This window comes from Clostridiales bacterium, assembly GCA_012512255.1.
Taxonomy (GTDB): Bacteria; Bacillota; Clostridia; order Christensenellales; family DUVY01; genus DUVY01.
The window spans coordinates 1-2,806 of sequence record JAAZDJ010000110.1 but is presented as its reverse complement, the minus strand read 5'-3'; the positions used below and the strand labels follow the sequence as shown (position 1 = coordinate 2,806).

The window sequence follows — 2,806 nt, the reverse complement described above, 5'->3', positions numbered from 1 at the left end:
TTACGCTTCTGTGTTCTTTGGTTTCGCTATCTTTGATGGTTTTGGCGCGATTGTGTTCTAGCAGCTTGCAAATATTGTTGACATCTATCCATATCTCGTTATTGCCGCGGACTTGGCTTTCGTAAAAAATCAATTGCAAGCCAAAGTGCAAATGGGGGCTTACCCGCATGTTGTTGTTTTCTTTATAACTATAACCGGTCGCTCCCATATATCCAATTACCTGCCCGGCTACGACTTTGGAGCCTTTTTGCAGTCCTTGGGCATAGGGGCGGTTTTTGCGCAGATGCGCGTAATAATAAAACCTTTTTCCATCGTCCGACCTTATCCCTATCCGCCAACCGCCGTATCTATTCCATCCAAATTCGGTTATCGTCCCGCCTTCCACGGCGATTATGGGCGTGCCCGTCGAGCCGAACATGTCATGTCCCAAATGGCGTCTTTTGAAACCGTAATTGCGGCTATTGCCGAAATCGTCGTATGAAGACACCCAATAGCCTTTGGCTATAGGGTAATACGCCACTAGACCATAGCCTTCTTGCCTATCTTCGGTTTTATAATGGTCCAAAAATCTAGCAAAAATCGCTCTGTATGATTCTAGATAATATCTATAATATTTTTTGTTGCCTGTAATTAAGTCCTCGGTCTTGATGCCTTTTTTTAATTCTTTGACTAATCGGTTTAATACGCTGTAATCCTTTTTGGAAAAGCGGTTGCCGTTTTTGGCGGCGAGATACGCCAGCATTTCGCACATATCGCAATGGACTTTTTCATTAACCGTTTCTATATCGTATTTGTAAGCCAAATGCAAAATCCCGTAAGGAACATTAAAATCAACCCATTTGATAAAATCGCGGTCATTAAGCCTATAACCGCCGCCAAATAACATAATAACCAAACAAGCGCTAAACAAGCAAAAAACCGATTTTTTCATATTTTTATTATGTGATTGAAAAATAAATTTATACCCCAAAAAACAATATGAAAAAAATCATATTGTCTTTTGGGGTATGTCATGATGGCTTATGCCAAAAAATGATATGAGTGTTTTATGAAAAGATTATTGGTTAATAGGCCTCTTTTTTTATTCCTTAAATTATATACCCAAAACGCAATTATTCGGCTTCTTCGCCGTCAAAATATGTAACTTGGTCTTTAATTCTATAAATCTGATTAACGCCCCTGCCCCAAACGCCGACTTTGCCCGTATCCGGATAAAAACAAACATCTATATCGTTATGGGTGTCAAAGTCCAAATATATCAGGTTTTCATCGGATATGTTCTTTATCTGGTGCGCGCCGTTTGCGTTAGCGGGGAAATAAATAAAATCGCCGGCGGTAACAATCCGCTCGCCCTTGGGCGTTCTAAGCAAGCCTTTGCCTTGCAAAATATAAAAAACTTCTTCGTTTTTTGTGTGATAGTGATAAGGATATGTCGCTTTGTTGGGCGGAATTTCATATAAATTAAATTGGCATTGCCCGTTTTCTCTTATAGGCACTAATTCGCGCTTATAATATTCGTACTTATTAAGTTCCTTTCTGTGCGTCGCTTTGACCTCGGACGCTTTTGCGATAATAATGTCTTCCATATAATAATACCTCCTTTGTAATAACTTAACTTGTTACAAATATAATTATCATAAGGATATAGTAATTGTTAATTTTTGTCAATTAAAAATAAAATAAAAAAATAAAATTTTGAAAAATTTTTTATAATAATTAATAATATTTTTACTCTAATAATAAGTAAAAAAAAGGCGGTATTATAAATACCGCTTTTTGATTTTTAGATAATTTTATTGAGGAAAAATCATCAAGCCTTCAAAGAATGCGATAAACTTGCCGTCTTTTAAATGCTGTTGCGTTATTACATATCCCAAGCTGTCGGCGTTAAAAAGGCCTGTAACGCGCTGATAAATGATTAGCTCGTATAATTGGGTTGCATAATTATAATATGAAAACACCGTATTGACATCGGATATATCAATTTTTCGCGGGGCTATTAATTGACCGTCCGATTTCCATATCATATCTAAATAATCCTTAGAGCGGGAAGACAAATCAATTATATAATGTTCTTTTGAGCCTTTTTTGCTTACCTTAGCTTTATAGTTATTTAAGTATTCGCCTATGTATTGGTTTTTTTGGGAAAAGTCTTGATAATCAAATAATGTTTTGATCTCATTGTTTTGGGCGTCAAACACATAAAAATATCCAAACCCGCCGCTGCCTCCTGAATTTATGCCCAAAAATATTTGTTTTAGGCCATTGCCCGCAAAATCACCCAACATTATATTAGCGCCATAGCCTGAATTGGACTTGGGGCGTATGGTATTAATCAAAGCATCATTGACATCGTATATTTCTATTATTATATTGTCGTAATATTGTCCGCTTACCGAATCCCCTTTGACTACTATTTTATTAACGGCGTCTTTTTGAACGACATTGCCGAAAATGGTTTGCAATGTAACGCCTTTTTTCTGGGCTTGGCCTGATAAACTTAATCGGCTTTGCGCGTTTTCTTTTGAATAATACGCGCAGGGCTTAGGCGGGGTGCGCCTTTTTTCTTCAGAGGATTTTGGATCTCTTTTTAGGCCGGGTCTTATAAATTTGAATGGCGTATATAATTGGTTATGTAAAATATCAAAAAAACTTTCTGATATTTGAAATTTTGGGTCAAAAAACCTATGCCTTTTTTTGCGCTTATAGCTGTTATCTTTGGGGCTTTTATGTTTATTATTATCAGGCGTCTTAAGCTGCGGTTCGTCTTGGGCTTTGTCTTGCTCGGGCTTTTGGTGATAGCTTT

General features: G+C 37.1%; 3 protein-coding genes. All 3 read right to left on the bottom strand.

What is annotated here, in order from left to right; all coding sequences use genetic code 11:
* On the bottom strand, positions 1-931 hold a 931-nt coding region (locus GX756_05695), incomplete at its 3' end, for a M23 family metallopeptidase (protein ID NLC17355.1).
* Between the two features lie 181 nt (positions 932-1,112).
* A complete protein-coding gene (locus GX756_05690) occupies positions 1,113-1,586 on the bottom strand; it encodes a cupin domain-containing protein (protein ID NLC17354.1) in 474 nt (157 codons plus the stop codon).
* Between the two features lie 207 nt (positions 1,587-1,793).
* Positions 1,794-2,806, bottom strand: a 1,013-nt coding sequence (locus GX756_05685; protein ID NLC17353.1) for a hypothetical protein, incomplete at its 5' end; no start/stop codon positions are given.